Below are 18,490 nucleotides of genomic sequence, written 5' to 3'. Positions count from 1 at the left end.
CTTTCGAGGGGTCAGGATGCGGCGAGCTGGTCGGCGAACCGGCCGGCTTTCGCGGCTTTCAGGGTGTTCTGCAGGCTTTGGTAGAGGTGGATGTGGGTGGCATGGGCGGCAAGCTCGGCGTCCCCAGCGACGATGGCGTCGACGATGAGCAGGTGCTCGGCCGCTGCGGCGATCAGGCGCTCGCGGTCGTCCTGGGCGAGGCGGCGGATGCGCACCAGGTGGGTGCGCAGGCCACGAAGGGCGGCCACCAGGTAGGGGCTGCGGCTCGCGTCATCCGTTGCCGCATCGATGCGGGCGACCAGGTCGTAGTAGGCGTGCGGGTCGTCGACGAGCGTGGCGGCTTCGCGTAACTCCTGCTGCAGCTGGGTGAAGACCGCCGGGTCGCGACGCTCTGCCGCCAGCGCCGCCGCGCGCTGCTCCAGTGCCTGACGCGCCTCGAACAGCTCGGTGATGTTCTCGATCGAGATGGCGGTGACCACCAGGCCGCGGCCGGCCTGCGGCTCGACCAGTCCGTCCGCGGCGAGGCGGGAGAGCGCCTCGCGGATGGGCGTGCGGCTCACGCCGAGCCGCGTGGACTGCTCGACCTCGCCGAGTACGCTGCCCGGGAGCAACTCCCAGCTGACGATCTCGTTTCGCAGGGCTCGATAGGCACGGTCGCTGGCGCGCATCATCCGCCCTCCCTGCCGAGTTGTGTATACACAGCCTAGTTCAACGAGCGAAACTTGCCAACAAATGCGACTGCTGGCGCCACTCTGTATACATAGGTCAGACCCATTGACGGCTTACTTGTTTTTTGCAAGTATGTCTTTCACCAACAATCGGGCCCCGATCCCGTCACCTGAAAACACCACGAGGAGCCACCATGTCGACCGAGATCTTCGTCAACCTGACGACCACCGACCTGCCCCGCGCCAAGGAGTTCTACCAGGGCCTCGGCTGGAGCATCAACCCGCTGTTCAGCGATGAGAACGCAGCCTGCGTCGTCATCGACGAGCACATCTACCTGATGGTGCTCACCCGCGATTTCTTCGCCACCTTCACCCAGAAGCAGATCCCCGACCCGCACACCAACGCCATGGTGCAGACCGCGCTCAGCGCGGAGAGCCGGGAGGCCGTGGACGTCATGCTGGAGAAGGCGCTGGCCGCCGGCGGCTCCGAACCGAAGGAGGCGCAGGACTACGGCTTCATGTACTCGCGTGATTTCGAGGACCCGGACGGCAACGAGTTCAGCGTGCTGTGGATGGACCCGAAGGCCGCCGAGGAAGGACCCGAGGCGTTCATGGCTGCCCAGGGAGGGACAGCCTGATCTGAATGGCCGCCCGCAACTACGGCCAATATTGTGGCGTCACCACGGCCCTCGAGCTGGTCGGCGAACGATGGGCCCTGCTCATCGTTCGCGACCTGCTCGTCGGCCCGCGCCGCTATACCGACCTCAAGCAGGGCCTCCCCCGCATTCCCACCAACATCCTGAGCACCCGGCTCAAAGAGCTGCAGGATGCCGGCGTCGTGCGGCGGTTGCCGATGGCGCACGGGCTCGCCTACGACCTGACGGACTACGGGCGGGGCCTGGAAGACGTGGTGCTCGCGCTCGGCCGCTGGGGGTTCGCCTCAATGGGCGAACCGGCTGAGGGCGACGTGGTCACCTCCGACTCGCTGACGATGGCGTTACGCACGGCATTCCGGGCGGATGTCGCCGCCAGCCTCCCGACAACGGCCTACGAAATCCACCTGGCCGACATCGCCCTCGGCCTCCGCGTCGCTCCCGGCGGGCTGAGCGTCGCCCCGCTGCGCGGGAGCTCCGGCACGCTTGCGCCCGCCGGGGTCGACCCGCTGGCGGGCGGCGTGGACCTCGCGTTCGAGACCGGTCCGGGCATCCGCTTGCTGATCTCCGGCCAGTTGACGCCTGCCGCTGCGATCGACGACGGCACGGTGAAGGTTCTCGCCGGTGAGCCGGCCCTGCTCGAGCGGTTCGCCGAAACGTTCCACCTCCCCGCGCGCTGACCCGGCCCCAAACTCGCCACTCCCTGTCGCCACCGACGGACTTCTTGCGCGACACCCGCTTCGGGCTAGCCGCTCGCCGGCCAGTAGTAGGAGTCGGGCTGAGCGCGCGCACCGAAGATCGCCTGGCCGACGCGCACCACGGTGGCACCTTCCTCGATGGCGACCTCGAAGTCACCCGACATCCCCATCGACAATTCGTCGAACGAGACACCATCAATGGCCTCGTCTCGCAGCCGCTGCTGCAGCTCTCGCAGCACCCGGAAACATGCACGCACGCGTTCCGTGTCCGCGCTGAACACGGCGAGAGTCATCAGGCCGCGCACCCGCAACGACTGGTAGGCGGGCAACTCGCGAACGAAGGCCGGCACGTCGGCGGGCTGAAGACCGAACTTGCTCTCCTCGCCGGAGGTGTTGACCTGAACGAAAACGTCGAGACTGCGTGCTGCTGCCTGCAGTCGGCGGTCGAGAGCCTCAGCGACGCGCGTGCTGGCGAGCGCCTGGAACTCAGTTGCGAACTCCGCGACCAGCTTCGCCTTGTTGGTCTGCAGATGCCCGATCACGGACCACTCGACACCGGTGTCGCGAAGCTCACCCCACTTGCGGTGCGCCTCCTGCACTTTGTTCTCACCCAGTCGGGAGCATCCGGCTGCGATGGCTGAACGGATGCGTTCTGCCGGCACCGACTTACTGACCGGCAGCAGGCGCACGGCATCCGCTCGCCCTGCACGCTCGCGGGCCGCGTCGATCCGCCTGCGCACCGCCTCGAGGTTTCGCGAGAAATGTTCGACGGTTTCGGCGTGCGGCTCCGGAACCAGCTCGGCTCTTGCGAACTCCGGCACGGCAACCTCCTTCGGCTTGGTCTGCCTACGAGTCTGCCACCGGGCCGGACCCCACCTTGCCGGCGAGGGCGACGACGTCACCGTACCGGCGACTCACGCCGTCGAGGTGGACGAGGTTGTCAGGTTGGTTCTCCCAGAAGTGTTCTCAGCGCTTCGGTGTAGTCCTCGAATGCGCGGCGGCCGCGCGTGGTCAAGGCCAGGTAGGTGATCGGCGTGCGGCCCTGATGGGTTTTCGCAACTTCGACGTAGCTGGCATCTTCCAGTTTGCGCAGATGGGTCGACAGGTTGCCGGCGGTCATGTCGAGCAGCTCCTGCAGACGAGGGAATGACATCCGGTCGCCTGCTGGCAACGCGCCCAATGTTGCCGTGATGCGCAGCCGGGCGGCCGCGTGGATGACCGGATCGAGCTCATCCATTGCCGTCACCCCCGGTCTCGGGCAGCGAGAAGCGCACTGATCAGGAAAGCGCCACCGCCGGCGAGCGCCATCACGAGGTTGTTGGTCGGGGCGCCGAAGAATGGCGCTACGGATCCGATGACCAGCAGCACGATCCCGAGCACCAGCTGGCCCTTGTCGCGCCACAGTGCCGCGCCGCCGAGATACAGGGTTCCGACCATCAGCGCGTAGGCGGATGGGAAGTAGATCGATGCCAGTTCGGTGGACAAGCCGTTGGAGATCAGTCCCACGCCGACGGCCGCGAATGCCACGCCACACAGCGACCATGACAGCCCGTAGACCGCGCCGGCGAAGTCGGACTCGCCGCGCACGCCCCTCCCCATGCGGACGCCCAGCACGGCGGATGCCACGATCGAGCCGATCATCAGCACCGCGAACGTCGTGCCGGCGATTGTCATCGGCACCTGGAACCAGGGGTTGCCGCCCGGCCAGGCGCTCCACAGCAGCAGGAACCCGACCAGCCAGGCAACACCCCAGATGCCGAGCAGCCATGGGATCGGAGCGGACAGCTCGTTTCTCACCCGGTCTTGCTGCTGCCGGAGTAGCCGCAGCATCTCTTCGGGCGGCAGGCTCTCATCGGCGGGATTGGTCATGGCTTCTCCTCTAGCGAGCATCAGACGACGAACGGCACGATGAGTGCCGGCAGGCTGGTGAACAGGTTGACGATCAGGTGGCAGATGATGAGCGGCATGAGCCTGCCCTGCTTCAGGTAGATGACGCCTGCGCCGAGACCCCAGACGAAGAAGGCGACGGCGAACACCAACATCCCCGGCGCGGTGGCCGCGAAGAACACGTGCTGCAGTCCGAAGCCGAAGGCGGGGATGACCACGGCGAGCCACGTGGACTTCAGAGTTGCCTGCAGGCCGCCCTGCGCGTAACCGCGATAGACCAGCTCTTCGGTAGGGGCATTCAGCGGCGCGAAGGTCACTACGACCACCACGGCGAAGACAATGGCCAGCGCCTGCGGCATGACGAGATAGCCATCCGCCGGCACGAACACCGGCTCGAAACTGGTGAACGCGTCACCTCCGTAGAGAAGGAACATGGTGCCGATGATCGCGCCCGCGAACGGCAGGTACAGCACCATCAGCCAGAGCAGTCCCCAGAGGGTGTCGCGGCCCAAGCGGGCGCGGTCGAAGCCGATCAGGTCGCGAACACGACGGCCCTCGCGGTGCAGCGCCCAGCGGAGCAGCAGCAGGCTGACGAGGTTCACCGGGGCAAGGTAGAGAGCGGAGAGGGTACTCACCGGGAACTCCGCAGCGATCCCGGATGCCGCCAGCAGCCCGATCGTGACCAACGCGGCGGCGGCGACCAGCGGGACGCGCAGAAATGCGAACGCGAGCGGGAGCACGGAGCCGACCGGCGGCCAGCCAGTGGTCGCATGCCCGGCGCGCGTGCCGACATCCGCTTCGGCTGCTGGTGAACGCATGTGAACTTTGTATCACAAACTACTCTGTGGCCGCAACTCTTCTGTGAGGCTGATAGCGCGGTGAACGTAGGATGGAAGGCTCATGATTCCCGCCACCACCACCATCAACTACCCGCCGGAGCTGCCCGTCAGCCAGCGGCGGGAAGACATCGCGGCGAGCATCCGCGACCATCAGGTGATCATCGTGGCCGGCGAAACCGGCTCGGGGAAGACCACCCAACTCCCCAAGATCCTGCTCGAGCTCGGGTACCAGAGCATTGGGCACACGCAGCCGCGCCGCATCGCCGCCCGGACCATCGCCGAGCGCATTGCCGAAGAGTTGGGCGAGGAGGTCGGCGGGCTCGTCGGCTACCAGGTGCGCTTCACCGACCGCGTCGGCAAGGGGACCCGCATCAAGCTGATGACCGACGGCATCCTGCTGAATGAGATCCACCGCGACCGGATGCTCCGCAAGTACGACGCGATCATCATCGACGAGGCGCACGAACGCAGCCTCACCATCGACTTCCTGCTCGGGTATCTGGGGCAGCTGCTGCCGAAGCGGCCGGAGCTGAAGGTGATCATCACCTCGGCGACCATCGACCCGGAGAGCTTCGCGAAGCATTTCGCGGATGCCGCAGGCACGCCTGCCCCGATCGTCGAGGTCAGCGGACGCACCTACCCGGTCGAGATCCGATACCGGCCGCTGGCGCCGGATGCCGCCTCCGACGACCCCGACGACGATGACGAGTTCTCCGAAGCCTCCACCCCGCCCCGTCAACAGGATGGATTCGGTGGGCACGGCGCGGCGGATGCCCGGGGGCGGCGCGGCGGCAAGAACAACCTGTTGAAGGATGCGGCCGCGGCCGACGGAGCCGAGTCCATCGACCTGTTCGACGGCATCAACGCCGCCCTCGACGAGCTCGCCCGGGAGGACAACGGCGACGTGCTCGTGTTCCTCAGCGGCGAGGCTGAGATCCGTGACGCGGAGGATGCGATCCGGGCTCGGGTCTCGACAAGCTCGACCAGCGGGGTTAGCACCGAGGTGCTCCCCCTGTACGGTCGCCTCAGTGCGGCCGACCAGCACAAGGTTTTCCGCACCTCCGCCCAGGCCGGTGTCCGACGCCGCATCGTGCTCGCCACCAACGTGGCTGAGACCAGCCTCACCGTGCCCGGCATCAAGTATGTGATCGATGCCGGCACCGCCCGCATCAGCCGCTACAGCGCTCGGGCGAAGATCCAGCGGCTGCCGATCGAGGCGATCTCGCAAGCATCCGCCAACCAGCGCTCAGGGCGGAGCGGGCGCACCAGCGACGGCATCGCCATCCGCCTGTACTCCGAGGACGACTTCCTGCGCCGCCCGGAGTACACCGAACCGGAGATCCTGCGCACCAACCTCGCCGCCGTCATCCTGCAGATGATTTCCCTCGGCCTGGGCGATATCGCCAAGTTCCCTTTCCTGCAGCCGCCGGACTCCCGGGGCATCAAGGACGGCCTCGACCTATTGAGAGAGCTCGGCGCGATCTCCGGCCCTGCCGGGGAGCCCACCATCACCAGGGTCGGCAAGCAGCTGTCACAGCTGCCGCTCGATCCACGCCTCGCCCGCATGGTGGTCGAATCGGCCAAGTACCAAACGACCCGCGAAGTCATGGCAATCGTGGCCGGCCTCAGCATCCAGGACCCGCGCGAACGCCCCCTCGAGAAGCGACCGCAGGCCGACACAGCCCACGCGCGCTTCACTGATCCCACCAGCGACTTCCTCACCCTGCTGAATCTCTGGAACTACCTGAAAGAGAAAGAGAAGGAGCTGTCGGGCAACCAATTCCGGCGGCTGTGCAAAGCGGAGTACCTGAACTTCCTCCGGGTGCGGGAGTGGGCGGATGTCTACCGGCAGCTGGAGCGGACGGCCAAACCACTCGGCCTTACCATCGGGCAGCCGAGCGTGAACCCGGTCGGCATCCACCGCTCCCTGCTTGCCGGCCTGCTGAGCCAGCTCGGCATCAAGGACACCGCCTCAGATAAGAAACAGAAAACCAAGCAGGGCGACTACATCGGCGCCCGTCAGATCCGGTTCAGCATTTTCCCCGGGTCCGCCCTCGCCAGGAAGCAGCCCGCCGAGGTGATGAGCGCCGAGCTGGTTGAGACCAGTCGTCTGTTCGCCCGCATGAATGCGTCCATCGACCTCTCCTGGGCTGAGCCGATCGCCGGCGACCTGGTCAAGCGCAGTTACGGTGAACCGCATTGGGAGAAGAAGCAGGGGGCCGCCGTCGCCTACGAGCGAGTGACGCTCTACGGCGTTCCGATTGTGGATCGCCGCAGGGTGCAGTTCTCCCGCATCGACCCGGAGCACGCGCGCGAGCTGTTCATCCGCCATGCGCTGGTGGAAGGCGATTGGGACCACGCCGCCCTTGATCAGCGAATGACATCCTTCGACCGGGCGAACCGCAAGCTCCGCAAGGAGCTCGCCCAGGTCGAGGAACGCACCAGGCGGCGGGACATCCTGCTCGACGACGAAGCGGTCTTCGAGTTCTATGACCGACGTATTCCCGCCGAGGTATGCACCCAGCGCGACTTCGAGAAATGGTGGAAGACCACCAGCAAAGAGCAGCCGGGCCTGCTGACGATGACCGCCGATGACCTGCTGGACGACGAGTCGTCCGCCCCGGTCGTCGAGCTGGTCGAGTCGTCCTATCCGAAGCACTGGGAGCAGGGCGACCAGCGGCTGAAGCTGACTTACCGCTTCGAGCCGGGCGCTGAGGACGACGGTGTCACGGTTCACGTGCCCATCGCGCTGCTTGCCCGCCTGTCGCCGCAAGGGTTCGACTGGCAGGTGCCCGGCTTGCGCCTCGACCTGGTGATCGCGCTGATCAAGTCGCTGCCGAAGGCCATCCGTCGCAACGTGGTGCCGGCGGCGGACTGGGCGAAACGGCTGCTGCAGGACCTGCCGGTCGACGCCATGGAGGAGTTGTCGCTGACGGAATACCTCGCGGCGCAGATCCAACGGCAGACCTACACCCCCGTTGCCGCCGACGATTTCGACTTCGACCGGGTGCCGCCGCACCTGAAGGTCACGTTCGGGGTGGTCAACGAGAACGGCACGACTGTCGCCCGGGCCAAAGACCTCACCGCCCTGCAGTCCAAGCTGAAGGCTCGCGCGCGCGAGTCCGTCGCGAAGGTCGTCGTCAAGACTCCGAACGCGCTCGAGCGCGATGGCTTGACGACCTGGGATTTCGATACGCTGCCGAAGCTCATCGACACGAGGCAGGGTGGCAACACGGTTCGCGCCTACCCGGCGCTCGTCGATCGCGGCGCATCCGTCTCTCTGCAATTGATGAGCACACCCGCTGATCAGGCCCGTGCCATGAAGTCGGGACTCAGGCGGATGCTGCTGCTCGCCATCCCCTCCCCCACCTCTTATGTGCAGAACCACCTCACCGCCGCCGAGAAATTGAGCCTCGGGGCGAGCCCCTACCCGAGCACCCAGGCGCTGTTCGAGGACTGCCTGATGGCATGCATCGACGCAGCATTGACCGACACGGAGGTGTGGACGCGTGCCGAGTTCGAGCGGGTTCGCGATCGGGTGTCCGCCACCATCATGGACGACTTGTTCTCGACGGTCTCGCTCGTGGCGAAGGCCCTCGCGGCCAGTCGGGACGCCCAGAAGGCGATCAGTTCAGCGAGCAGTCTGGCTTTGCTGGCTCCTTTGGCGGATGCCCGCGAACAGCATGACGGCCTGGTCTTCCCGGGCTTCGTCTCGGCCACCGGCCTGGCGCACGTGCGAAGACTGCCGGTGTACCTGGCCGGTATCAGCCACCGGGTGGGCAAGCTGGCCGAGAACCTCGGCCGCGACCGAGTCTGGATGGGCGAGGTCGCCTCCGCCACCGAGAAGTTCGTTTCTGCCGGTGGCACGATCCCGCTGCCAACGGATGCCGCACCGCACCTGGTGCGCGCCCGCTGGCTGATCGAGGAGTTGCGCCTCAGCCTCTTCGCCCAGCACCTCGGCACGGCCGAGCCGGTCAGCCTGCAGCGCATCCAGAAGGTGCTCTCAGCCGGCAGTTGAGCCGTCAACGCCGAGGTCCCGGGCCAGGGCGACGAGGTGGGCGCGGGACGCGGCCCCCAGCTTGCCCATCAGCAGGCTCACGTTGTTCTGCACGGTCTTGGTGGAGAGGAACAACGACGACGCGATGGCTGCGTTGTCTGCGCCGGAGGCGATGCCGGCCAGCAGCTCCAGTTCGCGAGACGTGAGCCCGTGTATCGGCGACCGTTCCGGATTTCGGATCGCCTCACGGACTACGCGGCCCGCGCGTCCGGCGAATACCGCGTCGCCGTCGGCCACGCCCCGGATCGCCCGGACGATCGCACCATGCCCTGAACCCTTGAGCAGGTACCCGGCGGCGCCGGAACGGAGGGCACGCAGCAGTGTCGCGTCATCGTCGTGCATGGTGAGGATGAGAATGGCCGCGTCCGGCCACCGGGCGAGCAGGCGCCCGGTCGCGGCGATCCCGTCGAGTACCGGCATTTCCAGGTCGACGACGGCGACGTCGAATGGGGTGTTCTCGGCGAGCTCCAGAAGGGCAAGCCCGTTCGTTGCGGTGCCGACGGCCTCGATGCCGTCGGTGGTCTCCAGCAGCAGCTTCAGCCCGTCGAGGAACACCGGGTGGTCATCCGCCATGATCACCCTGGTCGTCATGCGTCCACCACCGGAATCCATGCCGTCACCGTGGTGCCACGACCGCCCGGCCCGCCAGTCACCGAAAGCCGGCCCCCCGATTGTTCCACCCGCTCCCGCATCGCCCGCATGCCGACTCCTGGGCGGCCACCGCCCATCCCGCGCCCGTCATCATCCACTCGAACCACGACCGAATCCCCCTCGTAAGCAATCCGCACGGCGATGACTGTGGGCACCGCATGCCTGGTTGCGTTCAATACAGCTTCCACGGTGACCCGGAAGATCGCCACCTCGGCATCCGGTGCCAGGCCAGTCAGCTGATCGGGCACGTTCAGGTCGAGACGGACCCCGGATGCGATTCGGCCGGCGGCCTCCTTGACGGACGCTCCCAGACCCGCTGACCCCATGGAGGCGGGGCGCAACCCCTCGATGATGTGCCGGACATCCTGAACAAGGGTTTCCGCATTCGATCCGATACTCTCCAGCACCGCATCCAACTGCGCGCTGCGTGCGCCCGGGGCGGCCGATGCCAGGTTGCGCGCCGCCTCCGACTGCATGACGATTCCGGCCAGGCTCGGTCCCAACTCGTCATGCAGGTCCCGCTGGAGCCGAGCCCGCTCCTCTTCTCGCACCGTCGCCAGACGGGCGAAGGCGCTTCGGAGGTCGGTTGCCAGGCTCTCGGTGCGAACGGCCAGGCCGGCCTGCGTCGCCACCATCGCCAGCAGCCGATGGTCCTTCGCATCAAGCCCCTCCCCCGAAGCCCGCTCGTGCGCGACCAGCCAGCCGGTCTCGACACCGTTCACCATCAGCGGGAGCCTGGCCGCCTCCGCGCCAGGCGTACCGGCGAACGCCCGCTGTGCACCGGCGGCATCCTCGAGAGCGACGAAGGGAAGGCGGAGCGAATCGGCGAGTTCGGTGACGACTGTCTGGGATAGCGACGACGACTGGCGATGGAGCGACTCCGACAACCGGGTGACAGTTCGTGCAGGGTCGCCGCGCTGGCCGAACAGGATGCGTTCGAGCATCCACTGAAAGAAGTTCTTCACCGGGAGTGCCAGGGCTGCGACGATGACGGCGGCGACGATCGGGGTCGTGGCACCGTCGATGACCAGGACGATGATGAGGTAGCAGCCCGCAAGCACTGCCGTGGCGCCTGCGTACACCAGGGATCGACGAACCACGCGACCGAGATCCCACAGGTTGTCCTGCAGAACGGCGACGGCCAGTGCCGCCGGCAGCAGCAGGTATCCGGCGGCCTCCGCCAGCTGCGGCACCTCGCCGAGACTGGCGAAAGGGGTCACAATCGCGAGGAACAGCGCTGCGGCCAGGATCCACTTCAATTGCTGACGCTCCACCGCGCTGCTCCGAAACCACCGCCAGAGCATGGCGCTGGCACACAGCACCGTGAGCACCGGAATGGCCAGGAAGGTGGGCGTCAGTGCCAGGTTCAGGAACTCGGATGCCGCGTCCCAGCCGAACGGGTTGTCCAGGTGCGCGAGACGGTCAGATCCCAGCGGACCGGGGAGCAGCGCAGTGACGATCATCGCCCACCCACTCCAGCCGATGAGCAACACCTCGACGGCACGCCACCACCGGTTCGGCAGTCGACCGGTCGGGAAGCGCAACAGTAGTTCCAGCACCGCGAACTGTGCGGGAATCCACACCCAATTGCTCACCCAGATCATCTCGATCGGGGGCTCGGCACCACGCTGCACCAGCGCGACGATGCCCCCGAGAACCAGGTTGGATACCAGGTTGGCGAGCCCGGCTGCGATCAGCCACCAGCCCATCGGGTGGGCGGCGTCCTGCTGCAGGAGTGCCACCCCGCTGGTGGCGAGCGCCGTGGCTCCCACCACGAACGAGACAACGGCGATGCGGCTGAGCACCGTGTCACCACCGAGCGGGATGCCGATCGCCAGCCCGACGGCGAGAACGGAGATGACGAGACCGGCTACCAGGCTCCACAGCGGCAGCCGTGCCGCGAGCCCACCCCGGCGCATGGCCTCGATCGGGTGGGCTGCAGCACCGCTCATTCCGGCATCCTATCTACGCGAGTGCGCTGACGGGCTCACGCGCCACGCTCACCCGGCGTGACCATGCGGTCCAGGCGAGTGCACCGCCGACCAGGATGCTCCCGATCGCCCCGAAGATCGGAATGACCAGTGACCCGACGATCATGAGCAGGGCGGCCGGCACAGGCATAACCTTGCGACGCCAGCCGATGATGGCGAATGTGGTGAGCGCCGCGATCCAGATGACCCAGATGGCGGACATGATGATGGCGAAAGCGCCGCCGTCCTCGGTGGTTAGCGCGACGGGCGCGACCTCGAGCAGGAATGGCGTGACAACGGCCTGGGAGAACAGCGTGCAGGCCTGGAGCGCTGCCGCAGCCGCCATCACCGGCACCAACCAGTGAGGAAGGCGACGACCTTCGCGCCCCACCCAGCCGGTCATCGTGGGCGCTGCGGCGATGAAGACGATCAACGCGGCGAGGTAGAGATAGTTGAACGCGACGTATCGCCAGTCAGCGACACTGTCCAGGAAGGTGACCTCGGTGGGCGAGGTCCATTCGGAGATGAGCCAAGGGGCTCCGATCAACAGTCCGTTTGCGAGCATCACCACTCCGACAGCTGTCATGGCAGCAGTGCGTGATTTCATGAAGTTCCTCTTATCCCGGCCGGAGGTCGGCCGCCTGCCCTAACGCTAGGCAGCGGGCATTCCCGAGCATCAGGGGCTGTGATCCCGATTCCGCCGGGAACGCCCGCGCGCGTCTGTCGGCGCGTTCCCTCGGGTCACGCCCGCAGCAATAGAGTGTCGTCATGCATGCCACTGCCGGGCTCACCGATGTCGAACTCCGCGTCCTGGACGCGATCGATGAAGACACCCTCGTCACCTCCCTGGTCGACCTCATTCGTGTTCCCAGCACCACGGGCACCGACGCCGAGTCCGACCTGCAGAACTCCCAGGCCAGGGAACTCGACCAGCTCGGCCTGGCGGTCGACAGCTGGAAGTTCGACCTCGACGCACTGCGCTCCCACCCTCAGTACCCGGGCGAGGAGACCGATCGCACCGAGGGCTACGGGGTCGTCGGGGTGACCGGTGAAGGCACGCCGGCCCTCGTGCTTCAGGGCCACATCGACGTCGTGCCGGAGGGCGAGCTGGAGAAGTGGGACGGCCGCGATCCGTTTGCCGGCGACATCGTCGGACGGGTGCTGCACGGACGCGGCGCCTGCGATATGAAGGCCGGCGTCGCGGCGAACCTCGGGGTCGTCCGCGCGCTCCGAGCGGCCGGCGTCACCCTCGAGCGCCCGCTCGCCGTGCACTCGGTGATGAGCGAAGAGGATGGCGGACTCGGCGCCTTCGCCACTATGCTCCGCGGTCACCGCGGTGATGCCGCCGTGCTGACCGAGCCGACGACCGGGCGCATCGTCACGGCCTGCGCCGGCGCGCTGACATTCCGCATCGAGGTCGCCGGCAAGGCTGCTCACGGCAGCACCCGGATGAGCGGTGTGAGCGCCTTCGATTCCTTCCTCGGCATCGACGCAGCGATCAAGCAGCTGGAGGCGGAGCGAAACGCCAACCCCGATCCGCTGTTCCGCAACTACGAGCTGCCGTTCGGCATCTCGATCGGCAAACTGCAGGCAGGCAACTGGTCGTCCAGCGTGCCGGAGAGTCTCGTCGCCGAAGGGCGGATGGGCGTTCTGCTCGGTGAAGACCCGGCGGATGCCCGCGCGGCCTTCGAAGAACGCGTCGCCGTAGCGTGTGCGAAGAGCGCTTGGTTGACGGACAACCCGGCAATCGTCACCTGGCCGGGCGGCCAGTTCGCCAGCGGCAGCATCGACGCGCAGCACGAATTCATCGACGAGGTGTCAGCGTCGATCTCCGACCTCACCGGCGCAGCCCCGGAGCGCGCCGCAGCCCCCTACGGGAGCGACCTGCGGTTGTACGCCGGCATCGGTGGGATCCCCACACTGCACTTCGGCCCGGGCGATGTGAAGTTCGCGCACGCCGTGCGCGAGCAGGTCAACCTCGACGAACTCATCGCGGTGACCCGCTCGCTCGCACTGCTCGCCGTGCGCCGCTGCGGCGCACACCTCTAGGAATCCGTTACAGGACTTTGGAGAGGAACGCCTGAGTCCGCTTGTGCTGCGGGTTGCTGAGCACCTCGGTCGGGTCACCGGACTCCACCACCACGCCGCCATCCATGAACACCAGCGAATCGGCGACTTCCCGCGCGAACCCCATCTCGTGCGTGACCACGATCATGGTCATGCCCGACTTGGCCAGGTCCTTCATCACCTCGAGCACTTCACCGACCAGTTCGGGGTCGAGCGCGGAGGTCGGCTCGTCGAACAGCATCAGCTTCGGGTCCATCGCCAGCGCGCGCGCGATCGCAACCCGCTGCTGCTGGCCGCCACTCAGGTGGGCGGGGTAGGCATCCGCTTTCTCACCAAGACCGACTCTCTCGAGCAGTTCGCGCGCCCGAGCCGTTGCTTTCGTCTTGGAGACCTTCTTCACCAGCATGGGTGCTTCCATGATGTTCTCGAGCGCGGTCATGTGCGGGAACAGGTTGAAGCGCTGGAACACCATGCCGATGTCCTGGCGCTGTTTGGCAGCAACGTGCGGCTTCAGCTCGTAGAGCAACCCGTCGCGCTCCTCGTACCCGACGAGCACGCCGTCAACGGTGAGACGGCCGGCGTTGACGCGCTCCAGGTGGTTGATGCAGCGCAGGAAGGTCGACTTGCCTGAGCCGCTGGGGCCGACGAGGCAGAGTACTTCACCGCGCTTCACCTCAAGGGTGATGCTCTTGAGAACCTGGTTGGAACCGAAGCTCTTGGAGACCTTCTCGGCACGCACCATTGGGACATTGGCCATGGGGATGTCGGTCATTTGTTGTGCTCCGAACCCTTGGAGTCGATGGGCCCCGTGTGGGTCTGGACGGCTCCGGTCACGGTCGCTGTTGAACCGGTCTCGGTGCCTTTCTTCTCGACGGCGCGCCCGATCCCCCGTGAGAACCGCTTCTCCAGGAAGTACTGCCCCACCATCAGGATCGAGGTGAACAGCAGGTACCAGGCGGATGCCACCAGCAGCAACGGGATCGGGTCGAAGATGACCGCAGAAATGTCCCGGGAGCGGCCGTAGAGGTCGAAACTGTACGGCACGGCCGTCACCAGCGAGGTGGTCTTCAGCATCGAGATGACCTCGTTGCCGGTCGGCGGGATGATGATGCGCATTGCCTGCGGGATCACGACGCGCCGCATGGTCTGAAGCCACGACATGCCGAGTGCCGTGGCGGCTTCATCCTGGCCCTTGTCGACTGAAAGGATGCCCGCTCTGACGATTTCGGCCATGTAGGCCGACTCGTTCAGTGCCAGCCCGATGACGGCGAGCCAGAACACGTCGATGACGTCATCCGTCTGCCAGCTGACCCACGGCTCCATGAAAGGAATGCCGATGTCGATCGTCGAGTAGATGGTGGCGACGAGGCCCCAGAACACCAGTTGCACGTACACCGGAGTTCCGCGGAAGATCCACAAATAGAGCCAGGCGACGCCTCGGACGACCGGATTGTTCGACAGCCGCATGACAGCGAGCGTGATGCCCAGCGCGATGGCGATGGCCATCGAGTAGATGGTGAGGAGCACCGTGTTGAGTGCTGCCTGGGAAATGCGCTGGTCGAAGATGTACTTCGCGAAGTTCTCCCAGCCGTAGGCCGGACGCTGCGCTGCGTCGATGATGAACAGTGCGAGGGCGACGACAAGGATGCCCGCGAAGATGTTGCGCCATGGGTGCCGCAACCTGATCGCCTGGATGGCCTCGGCCTGGTCGTCGGGGTTGGTGCTTGTCGCCGGAAGGTGGGAACGGTTCCGGGAGCGGGCGACACCGCCCGGCGAAGCATCACGCTTCGCCGGGCGGCCGCCGTCTGCTGAACTCATGCGCTGGCTACCTAGGAACCGGCGTTGATGGTGACCTTGTCGATCCCACCGGATGACACGCCCCACTCGTCGAGGATGTCACCGTAGGTGCCGTCATCGATCAGCGACTGCAGTGCGGCCTGGAGGGCCTTGCCGAGGTCGGTGGCGTCCTTGGCAATCGCGATTCCGTACGGCGCGACGTCGAACGACTCACCGGCGGCCTCGATCTTGTCGCTCACCTGGGAGATCGCATAGAGCGTGATCGGGGAGTCGGCGCTCATAGCGTCCGCACGACCGAGTGCGAGAGCGTTGGTCGCTTCGTCCTGCGAGTCGAACTTGAGGATGTTGATGGGCTCTTCACCGTCGGCGACGCACTCCTCCGACTTGGCGGGAAGCTCGTCGGTCTCTTCGTAGGTGGTCGCCTGCACCGAGACGGTGAGGCCACAGGCGTGGTCCGGGTCTACATCCGAGCCGATGGGCTGCGCCCACTGGATGCCCGCGTTGTAGTAGTTGACGAAGTCGACCGACTTCTGGCGTTCTGCGTTGTCGGTGAACGACGAGTAGCCGATGTCGAAGGTGCCGCCGGTGACGCTGGGGATGATCTTGTCGAAGCTCGACGCGCGGTAGTCCACCGTGAGTCCGAGCTTCGCGGCCATTGCATCAGCGAGGTCGATGGACCAGCCGTCGGGGCTTCCGTCGGCCGCCTTGAACTCGTTGGGGGCGTAGGCGAGGTCGATTCCGGCGATCAGCACGCCGGCCTCCTTGATGTCGTCAGGGAGAAGCGCAACTGCGGCTTCGTCGACTCCGACTTCCGTGTTGCTCTCCGGGGCCTCCGGCTCGACAGTGTTGTCAACGCAGCCGGTGAGCGCAAGCGCTGCGACCAGGGCGATCGCAGAAATTCCATACTTCGTACGCATTACTTCTCCTCAAAAATGCGACCTCAGTCGCTTCAGCACTGGGAGCCTACTGCAGCCTCCACGCAACGTTTCACCACCGCACAGCGGAAAAGGTTCACGTGGGCTCTCCGATCGCGGGTTTCCCGCAACACTCAGCCTGCATCCGATTGCCGGTAATCCGCAACACGACGCGACCGGGGTACAGGCCGATATTCGGCCCGCTGGTCAGGTACCGGCGTTGATGGCGATGTCTTCGCGGCTGCCCGCTTCAACACCCCAGCCTTCCAGCACTGTGAGGTAGTTGCCGTCGGCGATCAACGACTTGATGGCCGCCTGGAATGCCTGCTCGAGTCCGGAGTCCTTACCGAACGCGATTCCGTACGGTGCCACGTCGAACGCTTCACCGGCTACCTCGATCTGGTCCTTGATCAGCGAGACCGCGTTGAGGGTGATCGGGGAGTCGGCGCTCATGGCATCCGCCTTCCCCAGCACGAGCGATGTGGTCGCCTCCGTCTGGGTGGCAACCGGCAGTATGGAGATGGCATCCTTGCCTGCGGCGAGGCACGCTTCAGACTTCGCCGGGAGCTCGTCAGTCTCCTGGTAGGTGCCCGCCTGTACCGCGACGATCAGTCCGCAAGCATCGTCCGGGTTCACGTTGCCACCGACCACCTGTGCCCACTGAATGCCGGCGTCGTAGTAGCTGACGAAGTTGACCAGCTCCTGGCGTTCCGCATTGACGGTGAACGAGGAGAAGCCGACGTCGAACGTGCCGTCGGCAACGCCCGGAATGATCGAATCGAATCCGACCTCTTTGTACTCGAACGTCAGGTCGAGCTTTTGCGCGACGGCGTCGGCCAGGTCGACAGTCCAGCCGACCAGCTCACCCGCCTCGTCCTTGTACTCGTTGGGCTGGTATTCAGGGTTGATCGCGACGACCAGCGTTCCGCTGACACCATCCGGCAGGAGGGCGACGGCAGCGGCGTCCGGCTCGACGACGATCTTCTCCTCAAGGTGAGGCGTTTCCGGATCCGAGCATCCGGTCACAAGCAGGGCCGCAGCCACGACGATGGCAGCTGCTGCGTGTTTGACGTGCATTTGGTTTCCCCCGACCACTTACCCTCTGGTTATCAGGATTCTAGGGCAGCGGATGCCCGGGAATGGCCGTTGTGACGCCTTTTGGGGGGACCGTTCGGGGTACAAGTTGGATGAACCCCGACTTTCGCCTAGTCCTTCGCTCGAACCGTCGCCTTCGCGTTCGCCTCATAGGACGTGTTGGTCGATTCGAAGAAGTTCACCAACTCGAGGGTGTCGTTGGCGGTGGCCATCCACTTGGCCGGGTTCGACACCTTGTAGTGCGGTTCGAAGCCCAGCTCCTCGAGGCGCCGGTCAGCCAGGTACTTGACGTATTGGTTGATGTAGTTGGCGTTGAGACCCAGAATGCCGCCAGGAAGGAGATCCCTGTTGTACTCCTCCTCCATCTCCACGGCGTCGAGGATCATCTGGCGGATCTCCTCGGCGAACTCCGGGGTCTGCAGGTCCGGGTTCTCGTCGAGCACCGTCAGGATCAGGTTGATGCCGAACTTGAGGTGCAGGCTCTCGTCGCGCACCACCCAGTCCATGAGGGAGCCGAAGTTGCGCAGCAGGTTCCGCTGGCGGAACGACAGCGCAACCATGAACCCGGAGTAGAACCAGATTCCCTCCAGCACCACGTTGTAGGCGACCAGGTTGCGCACGAAGTCCTGCTTGCCGGCGGTGGTGGTGATGTCGAGGGTCTCCTCGGTCATCCGCTTGATGAACTTGACCTGGAAGTCTTCCTTCTTCGCCATCGACGGGATGTCGACGTGCGCGGCGTAGGCAGCCACTCGATCGATGGGGAAGGTCTCCAGCACGTACTCGAATGACATCGAGTGGTTGGCTTCCTCCCACATCTGCTTCGCCAGGTACATGTGCGCCTCTGCGGCGTTCAGGTACGGGTACACGCCGAACGCGAGCGCCTTGTTGACCAGCAGCTCGTTCGGGTTGAAGTAGCTCATCAGGAAGGTGACGGCGTGGCGTTCCTCGTCGGTCATCCGCTTGAAGTCCGCGATGTCCTCACCGAGCTGGATCTCGTTAGGGAACCAGGTGTTTGCCACCGCCTGGTCGTAGAGGTCCATGGCCCATTGGTACCTGATCGGCTTGAGGAGCAGGCCCTCCTGGATACCGGTGCCGAGAATTCCCATCAGTTACGTCATCTTCTTTCTGTATTCGTTGATCGTGAGTGTCTCGACAAGCTCGACTGGTCTCGACGAGCTCGAACCGCTGATCGTG

General features: G+C 65.7%; 17 protein-coding genes. 4 read left to right on the top strand and 13 right to left on the bottom strand.

The features are described 5' to 3' along the window. Positions 1–11: 11 nt before the first annotated feature. Positions 12–668 (bottom strand): GntR family transcriptional regulator, encoded by a 657-nt coding sequence (locus ACX3O0_RS15815; RefSeq protein WP_459108493.1) that lies wholly within the window; start codon positions 666–668, stop codon positions 12–14. Between the two features lie 194 nt (positions 669–862). Here ACX3O0_RS15815 and ACX3O0_RS15810 point away from each other — a divergent pair, with 194 nt between their 5' ends. Next, on the top strand, positions 863–1,306 hold the full coding sequence (locus ACX3O0_RS15810) for a VOC family protein (protein WP_459108374.1): 444 nt from the start codon (positions 863–865) through the stop codon (positions 1,304–1,306). A gap of 5 nt (positions 1,307–1,311) precedes the next feature. Further along, complete coding sequence (locus ACX3O0_RS15805; protein WP_459108373.1) at positions 1,312–2,001, top strand: winged helix-turn-helix transcriptional regulator; 690 nt, start codon at positions 1,312–1,314, stop codon at positions 1,999–2,001. Positions 2,002–2,066: 65 nt separating this feature from the next. Here ACX3O0_RS15805 and ACX3O0_RS15800 read toward each other — a convergent pair whose 3' ends face one another. The 4 genes from ACX3O0_RS15800 to ACX3O0_RS15785 form a co-directional block, all read right to left on the bottom strand. Continuing rightward, positions 2,067–2,840 (bottom strand): YggS family pyridoxal phosphate-dependent enzyme, encoded by a 774-nt coding sequence (locus tag ACX3O0_RS15800; protein WP_459108372.1) that lies wholly within the window; start codon positions 2,838–2,840, stop codon positions 2,067–2,069. 119 nt (positions 2,841–2,959) lie between these two features. Then, positions 2,960–3,256 carry a transcriptional regulator gene (locus ACX3O0_RS15795; protein ID WP_459108371.1) on the bottom strand — a complete coding sequence of 99 codons (297 nt, stop codon included), beginning with the start codon at positions 3,254–3,256 and terminating at the stop codon, positions 2,960–2,962. A gap of 5 nt (positions 3,257–3,261) precedes the next feature. Then, positions 3,262–3,888, bottom strand: a complete 627-nt coding sequence (locus ACX3O0_RS15790) for a hypothetical protein (protein WP_459108370.1) — start codon at positions 3,886–3,888, stop codon at positions 3,262–3,264. A 20-nt stretch (positions 3,889–3,908) separates the two neighbouring features. Then, positions 3,909–4,724 carry a CPBP family intramembrane glutamic endopeptidase gene (locus ACX3O0_RS15785; protein WP_459108369.1) on the bottom strand — a complete coding sequence of 272 codons (816 nt, stop codon included), beginning with the start codon at positions 4,722–4,724 and terminating at the stop codon, positions 3,909–3,911. A gap of 82 nt (positions 4,725–4,806) precedes the next feature. Here ACX3O0_RS15785 and hrpA point away from each other — a divergent pair, with 82 nt between their 5' ends. Further along, positions 4,807–8,763 carry an ATP-dependent RNA helicase HrpA gene (gene hrpA / locus ACX3O0_RS15780; RefSeq protein ID WP_459108368.1) on the top strand — a complete coding sequence of 1,319 codons (3,957 nt, stop codon included), beginning with the start codon at positions 4,807–4,809 and terminating at the stop codon, positions 8,761–8,763. Here the strand turns inward: hrpA and ACX3O0_RS15775 are convergent. Genes ACX3O0_RS15775 through ACX3O0_RS15765 form a run of 3 tightly spaced genes read right to left on the bottom strand, consistent with a single transcriptional unit; the run spans position 8,749 to position 12,030 of the window. Further along, positions 8,749–9,393 carry a response regulator transcription factor gene (locus tag ACX3O0_RS15775; protein ID WP_459108367.1) on the bottom strand — a complete coding sequence of 215 codons (645 nt, stop codon included), beginning with the start codon at positions 9,391–9,393 and terminating at the stop codon, positions 8,749–8,751. The genes hrpA and ACX3O0_RS15775 overlap by 15 nt on opposite strands. Then, positions 9,390–11,405, bottom strand: coding sequence for a sensor histidine kinase (locus ACX3O0_RS15770; protein WP_459108366.1), 2,016 nt, complete (start codon positions 11,403–11,405; stop codon positions 9,390–9,392). The genes ACX3O0_RS15775 and ACX3O0_RS15770 overlap by 4 nt, the downstream gene beginning before the upstream one ends. 13 nt (positions 11,406–11,418) lie before the next feature. Then, the gene (locus ACX3O0_RS15765) at positions 11,419–12,030 is read right to left on the bottom strand and encodes a hypothetical protein (RefSeq protein WP_459108365.1); all 612 of its coding nucleotides are present in this window, start codon (positions 12,028–12,030) and stop codon (positions 11,419–11,421) included. Positions 12,031–12,191: 161 nt separating this feature from the next. On the opposite strand from ACX3O0_RS15765, the gene ACX3O0_RS15760 reads away from it, so the two are divergent. Continuing rightward, positions 12,192–13,472: an ArgE/DapE family deacylase gene (locus ACX3O0_RS15760; RefSeq protein ID WP_459092832.1), complete on the top strand. Its 1,281-nt coding sequence runs from the start codon at positions 12,192–12,194 to the stop codon at positions 13,470–13,472. 7 nt (positions 13,473–13,479) lie between these two features. On the opposite strand, the gene ACX3O0_RS15755 is transcribed toward ACX3O0_RS15760, so the two are convergent. From ACX3O0_RS15755 to ACX3O0_RS15735, 5 genes are all read right to left on the bottom strand, one after another. Then, positions 13,480–14,262, bottom strand: coding sequence for an amino acid ABC transporter ATP-binding protein (locus ACX3O0_RS15755; protein WP_459092830.1), 783 nt, complete (start codon positions 14,260–14,262; stop codon positions 13,480–13,482). Further along, on the bottom strand, positions 14,259–15,308 hold the full coding sequence (locus tag ACX3O0_RS15750) for an amino acid ABC transporter permease (RefSeq protein ID WP_459092828.1): 1,050 nt from the start codon (positions 15,306–15,308) through the stop codon (positions 14,259–14,261). Before ACX3O0_RS15750 ends, ACX3O0_RS15755 begins: the two co-directional genes overlap by 4 nt. Before the next feature lie 11 nt (positions 15,309–15,319). Then, positions 15,320–16,204 (bottom strand): ABC transporter substrate-binding protein, encoded by an 885-nt coding sequence (locus ACX3O0_RS15745; protein WP_459108364.1) that lies wholly within the window; start codon positions 16,202–16,204, stop codon positions 15,320–15,322. A gap of 204 nt (positions 16,205–16,408) precedes the next feature. Then, complete coding sequence (locus ACX3O0_RS15740) at positions 16,409–17,278, bottom strand: ABC transporter substrate-binding protein (protein ID WP_459092824.1); 870 nt, start codon at positions 17,276–17,278, stop codon at positions 16,409–16,411. Between the two features lie 128 nt (positions 17,279–17,406). Beyond that, positions 17,407–18,402 carry a ribonucleotide-diphosphate reductase subunit beta gene (locus tag ACX3O0_RS15735; protein WP_459092822.1) on the bottom strand — a complete coding sequence of 332 codons (996 nt, stop codon included), beginning with the start codon at positions 18,400–18,402 and terminating at the stop codon, positions 17,407–17,409. Positions 18,403–18,490 lie beyond the last annotated feature (88 nt).

The sequence above is a fragment of the Homoserinimonas sp. A447 genome (genome assembly GCF_054489325.1).
This window is presented reverse-complemented; position numbering and strand designations above follow the sequence as displayed.

Bases quoted from the DNA above. Each gene is read 5' to 3' on its own strand.
- ACX3O0_RS15815 (WP_459108493.1), bottom strand. From the start codon at position 668: ATGCGCGCCAGCGACCGTGCCTATCGAGCCCTGCGAAACGAGATCGTC.
- ACX3O0_RS15810 (WP_459108374.1), top strand. From the start codon at position 863: ATGTCGACCGAGATCTTCGTCAACCTGACGACCACCGACCTGCCCCGC.
- ACX3O0_RS15805 (WP_459108373.1), top strand. From the start codon at position 1,312: ATGGCCGCCCGCAACTACGGCCAATATTGTGGCGTCACCACGGCCCTC.
- ACX3O0_RS15795 (WP_459108371.1), bottom strand. From the start codon at position 3,256: ATGGATGAGCTCGATCCGGTCATCCACGCGGCCGCCCGGCTGCGCATC.
- ACX3O0_RS15790 (WP_459108370.1), bottom strand. From the start codon at position 3,888: ATGACCAATCCCGCCGATGAGAGCCTGCCGCCCGAAGAGATGCTGCGG.
- ACX3O0_RS15785 (WP_459108369.1), bottom strand. From the start codon at position 4,724: ATGCGTTCACCAGCAGCCGAAGCGGATGTCGGCACGCGCGCCGGGCAT.
- hrpA (WP_459108368.1), top strand. From the start codon at position 4,807: ATGATTCCCGCCACCACCACCATCAACTACCCGCCGGAGCTGCCCGTC.
- ACX3O0_RS15775 (WP_459108367.1), bottom strand. From the start codon at position 9,393: ATGACGACCAGGGTGATCATGGCGGATGACCACCCGGTGTTCCTCGAC.
- ACX3O0_RS15770 (WP_459108366.1), bottom strand. From the start codon at position 11,405: ATGAGCGGTGCTGCAGCCCACCCGATCGAGGCCATGCGCCGGGGTGGG.
- ACX3O0_RS15765 (WP_459108365.1), bottom strand. From the start codon at position 12,030: ATGAAATCACGCACTGCTGCCATGACAGCTGTCGGAGTGGTGATGCTC.
- ACX3O0_RS15760 (WP_459092832.1), top strand. From the start codon at position 12,192: ATGCATGCCACTGCCGGGCTCACCGATGTCGAACTCCGCGTCCTGGAC.
- ACX3O0_RS15755 (WP_459092830.1), bottom strand. From the start codon at position 14,262: ATGACCGACATCCCCATGGCCAATGTCCCAATGGTGCGTGCCGAGAAG.
- ACX3O0_RS15750 (WP_459092828.1), bottom strand. From the start codon at position 15,308: ATGAGTTCAGCAGACGGCGGCCGCCCGGCGAAGCGTGATGCTTCGCCG.
- ACX3O0_RS15745 (WP_459108364.1), bottom strand. From the start codon at position 16,204: ATGCGTACGAAGTATGGAATTTCTGCGATCGCCCTGGTCGCAGCGCTT.
- ACX3O0_RS15740 (WP_459092824.1), bottom strand. From the start codon at position 17,278: ATGCACGTCAAACACGCAGCAGCTGCCATCGTCGTGGCTGCGGCCCTG.
- ACX3O0_RS15735 (WP_459092822.1), bottom strand. From the start codon at position 18,402: ATGGGAATTCTCGGCACCGGTATCCAGGAGGGCCTGCTCCTCAAGCCG.